The organism is Diaphorobacter sp. J5-51, from assembly GCF_001023515.1.
GTDB classification, from domain to species: Bacteria; Pseudomonadota; Gammaproteobacteria; order Burkholderiales; family Burkholderiaceae_C; genus Diaphorobacter; species Diaphorobacter nitroreducens.
In genome coordinates, this window is sequence record NZ_JSYI01000031.1 from 1 (window position 1) to 5,335 (window position 5,335).

Below are 5,335 nucleotides of genomic sequence, written 5' to 3' on the forward strand. Positions count from 1 at the left end.
AAGTCATGACCCCGCTGGCGGACAAGCTGGGCGCGGCCATTGGCGCCAGCCGCGCAGCGGTGGACGCGGGCTACGCCCCGAACGATCTGCAGGTGGGGCAAACGGGCAAGATCGTTGCGCCGCAGCTGTACATCGCGGCGGGGATCTCGGGGGCCATCCAGCACCTGGCAGGGATGAAGGACAGCAAGGTGATCGTGGCGATCAACAAGGACCCGGAGGCGCCGATCTTTGCGGTGGCCGACTATGGGCTGGAGGCCGATCTGTTCCAGGCCGTGCCGGAACTGGTGAAGGCTCTGTAAGCCGCTGCGCCGGCAAAAAGGCATCGCTTGCGATGCCTTTTTTTTGATCACATTCGTACCGTTTTGAGTTGGAGACACCCATGAGTTACACCGCCCCCGTCAAGGACATGCTGTTCGCCATCGAGCACTTGGCACGCATCGACCAGGTCGCGCAGATTCCCGGTTTCGAGGACGCTGGTCTGGACACGGCAGCTGCCGTGCTGGAAGAATGCGCGAAGTTCAACGAGGGCGTGGTGGCTCCGCTCAATGTGGTTGGCGACGAGAAACCCTCCTGGTTCAAGGATGGTGCCGTGACCACCACGCCGGGCTTCAAGGAGGCCTTCAGCCAGTTCGCCGAAGGCGGCTGGCAGGGCTTGCAGCACCCTGCCGACTTCGGCGGCCAGGGCCTGCCCAAGACCATCGGCGCGGCCTGCGTGGAAATGCTCAACAGCGCCAACCTGAGCTTTGCGCTGTGCCCGCTGTTGACCGATGGTGCCATCGAGGCGCTGCTCACGGCCGGCAGCGACGAACTCAAGGCCACCTACCTGGAAAAGCTGGTCACGGGCGAGTGGACCGGCACCATGAACCTGACCGAGCCGCAGGCAGGCTCCGACCTGGCGCTGGTGCGCACCAAGGCCGACCCCCAGGCCGACGGTACGTACAAGGTCTTCGGCACCAAGATCTTCATCACCTATGGCGAGCACGACATGGCCGAGAACATCGTGCACCTGGTGCTGGCGCGCGTGGCGGGTGCACCCGAGGGCGTGAAGGGCATCAGCCTGTTCGTGGTGCCCAAGTTCCTCGTGAACCAGGATGGCAGCCTGGGCGCGCGCAACGACGTGCATTGCGTGTCCATCGAACACAAGATGGGCATCAAGGCGTCGCCCACGGCCGTGCTGCAGTACGGTGATAACGGCGGCGCCATCGGCTACCTCGTGGGAGAGGAAAACCGCGGCCTGGAATACATGTTCATCATGATGAACGCCGCGCGCTACGCCGTCGGCGTGCAGGGCATCGCGGTGGCCGAGCGCGCCTACCAGAAGGCCGTGCAGTATGCGCGCGACCGTGTGCAAAGCCGCCCCGTAGATGGCAGCGTGGCCGGCAGCGCCGCCATCATCCACCACCCCGACGTGCGCCGCATGCTGATGACCATGCGCGCGTACACCGAGGGTTGCCGCGCCATGGCCACCACGGCCGCTGCGGCCTACGACGCCGCGCACCACCATCCCGATGCCGAGGTGCGCAAGCAGAACGCGGTGTTCTATGAATTCATGGTGCCACTGGTCAAGGGCTACAGCACCGAAATGAGCCTGGAAGTGGCCAGCCTGGGCGTGCAGGTGCACGGCGGCATGGGCTTCATCGAGGAAACGGGCGCTGCGCAGTACTACCGCGACGCGAAGATCCTCACCATCTACGAAGGCACGACCGCCATCCAGGCCAACGACCTGGTGGGCCGCAAGACGGCGCGCGACGGCGGCCAGACGGCCAAGGCGATCGCCGCGCAGATCGAGGCCACCGAGGGCGAGTTGCGCGCCAGCGGCACGGCCGACGCTCAAGCGGTGGCCCAGCGCCTGGCTGCCGCACGCCAGGCATTCCTGGAAGTGGTGGATTTCATCGCCGGTGGCGCCAAGGCCCACCCCAACGACGTGTATGCGGGCAGCGTGCCCTATCTGATGCTGGCCGGCAATCTGGTGGCGGGCTGGCAGCTGGCGCGCGCGTTGCTGGTGGCGCAGGAGCTGTCCGCCAAGGGACAGGACGTGGCCTTCATGCAGGCCAAGATCGCCACGGCGCGCTTCTATGCCGACCACCTGCTGACCAAGGCGCCGGGCCAGCGCGACGCAATCGTGCACGGCGCGGCCAGCGTCACGGCTCTGCCGCTGGAAGCATTCTGAAAATTGCTTCTGTTTTGATAGCTGCTAGCGCTTGCGGGTAAAGCGCTACAGCCCATTTTTATTATGGAGACCGTCCGCATGTCCAAACTGCCCCCAGCGTTGCAGAAACCCTCGCTGCCCGTCATCGGCTCGCCGCTGTTCATCATCAGCAACCCCCAGCTCGTGATCGAGCAGTGCAAGGCCGGCATCGTGGGCTCCATGCCTGCGCTCAACGCACGGCCGGCGGAGCAACTCGACGACTGGCTCGCCGAGATCACCGAAACGCTGGCGGCGTGGGACAAGGCGCATCCCGAGTCGCCCTCCGCTCCGTTCGCCATCAACCAGATCGTGCACAAGAGCAACGACCGGCTGGAGCACGACATGCAGGTCTGCGCCAAGTACAAGGTGCCGATCGTCATCACCAGCCTGGGCGCGCGCGAGGACGTGAACCAGGCCGTGCACAGCTGGGGCGGCATCGTGCTGCACGACATCATCAACAACAAGTTCGCGCACAAGGCCATCGAGAAGGGGGCCGACGGCCTCATCGCCGTGGCGGCGGGCGCGGGGGGGCACGCAGGGGTGAAGAGCCCGTTTGCGCTGATCCAGGAAATCCGCCAATGGTTTGACGGTCCGCTCGCGCTGTCGGGCTCCATCGCCTCGGGCGGCGCCATCCTGGCCGCGCAGGCCATGGGCGCGGACTTCGCCTATATCGGCTCGGCCTTCATCGCCACGCACGAGGCGCGCGCCATCGATGCGTACAAGCAGGCCATCGTCGAGGGCAACTCCGACGACATCGTCTACAGCAATCTGTTCACGGGTGTGCACGGCAACTACCTGGCGCCGTCGATCCGCGCGGCAGGCCTGGACCCCGACAACCTACCGGAGTCCGATCCGAGCAAGATGAACTTCGGTGGCGACGCCAAGAAGGCATGGAAGGACATCTGGGGCTGCGGCCAGGGCATCGGCAGCATCACCGAGGTCACTTCGACGGCTGAACTCGTCGCGCGCCTGCGCCGCGAATACCAGCAAGCGCGCGAGCGCCTGGCCCTGGGCTGATGCCCGCGCGGGGCTGCCACGTAGCCCCGTTGGCCCAACGGCGCCCCAGGGGCGCCGTTTTTGTTGATGCGCGTGCGCTGTGTAGCGGTCAGCAGCATCAGCGCAAAAGGCGCAAAATCTCGGGCTTGCCCGTTTACCGTGAACCTCCGTCGCAGGCTTGCTGCCTTGCTGCCGGCACGGGGTTCCTGTTTTGGATGTCCCAGCACACCCCGTCTCATGCCTCCCGCAGTGCGTTGATCGACTGCACCAAAGGCCTGGCCTGCGCCGCCATCGTCTGGCACCACCTGGCGTTCTACGGGCCCATGTCCGACGTGGCGCGCCAAGCGGTGCCGGGGTTGATCGACTGGCTCTACGAATACGCGCGCATGGCGGTGCAGGTGTTTCTGGTGCTGGGGGGCTTCCTGGCAGCGGCCAGTCTGGCGCCGCAGGGGCTGGCGCGCTTTACCGACCCTGCCCAGCGCATCGCACGGCGCTTCGTGCGCCTGGTGGTGCCCTACGCGGTGGCGCTGGTGATCGCCATCGTCGTGCAGGCGGCCGTGCAACCGTGGTTCGACCACGCCTCGGTATCCGACGTGCCGGACCTGGGCCAGTTGCTTGCGCATGCGTTGCTGCTGCAAAGCGTGCTGGACGAGGAGTCGCTGTCGGCCGGCGTGTGGTACGTGGCCATCGACTTTCAGCTGTTCGCCCTCACCACGCTGGTCCTGGCTGGCGTATCACGCGCGGCGGTGGCGCTGCGCGCGCGTGGTATGTCCCGCTACTGGCCCTGGGCCCTGAGCGGCGCGCAGGTACTCGTGGCGACGGGCGTCGCCGCCTCGCTGCTGTACTTCAACCGCGACGCCAATTGGGACGTCTGGGCGGTGTATTTCTTCGGCGCCTATGGCCTTGGCATGCTGGCCTACTGGGCCGTGCAGTCGCCCCGCGCGCTGGGAGCCTGGAGCTGGGCGCTGCTGATCGCGGCGCTGGTGGTGGCGGCGTTGGCACTGGAGTGGCGCCCCCGCATTGCGCTGGCCGGCGTGACTGCGCTGCTGCTGGTGGTGGCCATGCGCAGCCCGGCCATGCAGCGCTGGCAAGGCTGGGCACCGCTCAGCCGGCTGGGGCAGATCTCGTATTCGGTATTCCTCGTGCACTTTGCGGTGTGCGTGCTCGTCAACGCGGTGGAAAGCTACTTCTGGCCGCAATCAGTAGCCGCCGCGATGGCGGGCATGGGCATCGCTTTCGTGCTGTCGATCGCCGCGGGCCACCTGCTGTACGAGCGTGTGGAGCGCCACGTTCCCACATGGCAATCTGCGCTGCGCTGGCAGGCCGGGCTCGTGGGAACCGGCCTGCTGACCACCGCGCTCATGGCAGGCCTGCGCTGACGAAAAAAGGCAGCCAGTCATGGCTGCCTCGGGTCTTGGGTGGTGCGATCGCGCTCAGCGATGCAGTTCACCCGCGTTCTCGGGTTGGAAATCAATGGCGTCCACGCGCACGGTGACCTGGCCGGTGGGGCTGGGCATCTGGAATTCGTCGCCCACGCCCAGGCCCAGCAGTGCGATGCCGACGGGTGCGAACACCGACACCTTGTCGCCCGAGCCGTCCATCTCCTTCGGGTAGACCAGCGTCAGCGTGTTCGTCTTGCCGGTTTCCAGCAGCGTGAAGCGCACGGTGGAATTCATGGTCACCACGTTGGGGGGCATGTCCTTGGGATCGAACACGTCGGCGCGGTCCAGCTCGGCCTCCAGTGCCTCGCGGCCAGGAAAGGGGGCGGTTTGTTTTTCCAGCAGGGCTTCGATGCGCTCCAGGTCCAGGGACGACAGGATGATGTGGGGCTTGCGCTGCATGGTGTGATTCCCTTGTAAACGATGGTGAAAGCGCGTCTGCCGGGCAGCCGCGCTCAAACGGACAAAAGCCCGGGCAACGGGGTTGTCCGGGCCAAGGCATGTTCTCAAAAAAAGCACCAAATTGGGTGCGGAAGTGGTGAATTGTGCGGCCTGGTGCCGCGTTTGCCAAGCGATCTCACACGCGCGCAGTGCGAATTGCGCTGCGCTTGCAGCCCTCCGGCAAATGGCGTAGGCCTTTGGATATTGCCAGAATAACTGTTTATTTATAAGGGGTATCTATTTAGCTCCAGCAGCCCCATTGATACTGTGA

General features: G+C 65.6%; 5 protein-coding genes. 4 read left to right on the plus strand and 1 reads right to left on the minus strand.

Translation table 11 applies throughout. From position 1 onward, the window contains the following. The 4 genes from OX89_RS04320 to OX89_RS04335 all read left to right on the plus strand — a co-directional run. Positions 1 to 299 (plus strand): electron transfer flavoprotein subunit alpha/FixB family protein (locus tag OX89_RS04320; RefSeq protein WP_047349717.1); only part of this gene is annotated, 299 nt, incomplete at its 5' end. An 80-nt stretch (positions 300 to 379) separates the two neighbouring features. Beyond that, positions 380 to 2,170, plus strand: a complete 1,791-nt coding sequence (locus tag OX89_RS04325; protein ID WP_047349718.1) for an acyl-CoA dehydrogenase — start codon at positions 380 to 382, stop codon at positions 2,168 to 2,170. A 78-nt stretch (positions 2,171 to 2,248) separates the two neighbouring features. Then, positions 2,249 to 3,205 carry a nitronate monooxygenase family protein gene (locus tag OX89_RS04330; RefSeq protein ID WP_011805963.1) on the plus strand — a complete coding sequence of 319 codons (957 nt, stop codon included), beginning with the start codon at positions 2,249 to 2,251 and terminating at the stop codon, positions 3,203 to 3,205. 194 nt (positions 3,206 to 3,399) lie between these two features. After that, positions 3,400 to 4,563 carry an acyltransferase gene (locus OX89_RS04335; RefSeq protein ID WP_047349719.1) on the plus strand — a complete coding sequence of 388 codons (1,164 nt, stop codon included), beginning with the start codon at positions 3,400 to 3,402 and terminating at the stop codon, positions 4,561 to 4,563. 54 nt (positions 4,564 to 4,617) lie between these two features. Here the strand turns inward: OX89_RS04335 and rnk are convergent, their stop codons facing one another. Continuing rightward, positions 4,618 to 5,025 (minus strand): nucleoside diphosphate kinase regulator, encoded by a 408-nt coding sequence (rnk, locus tag OX89_RS04340; protein WP_015913710.1) that lies wholly within the window; start codon positions 5,023 to 5,025, stop codon positions 4,618 to 4,620. Between the last annotated feature and the right edge of the window lie 310 nt (positions 5,026 to 5,335).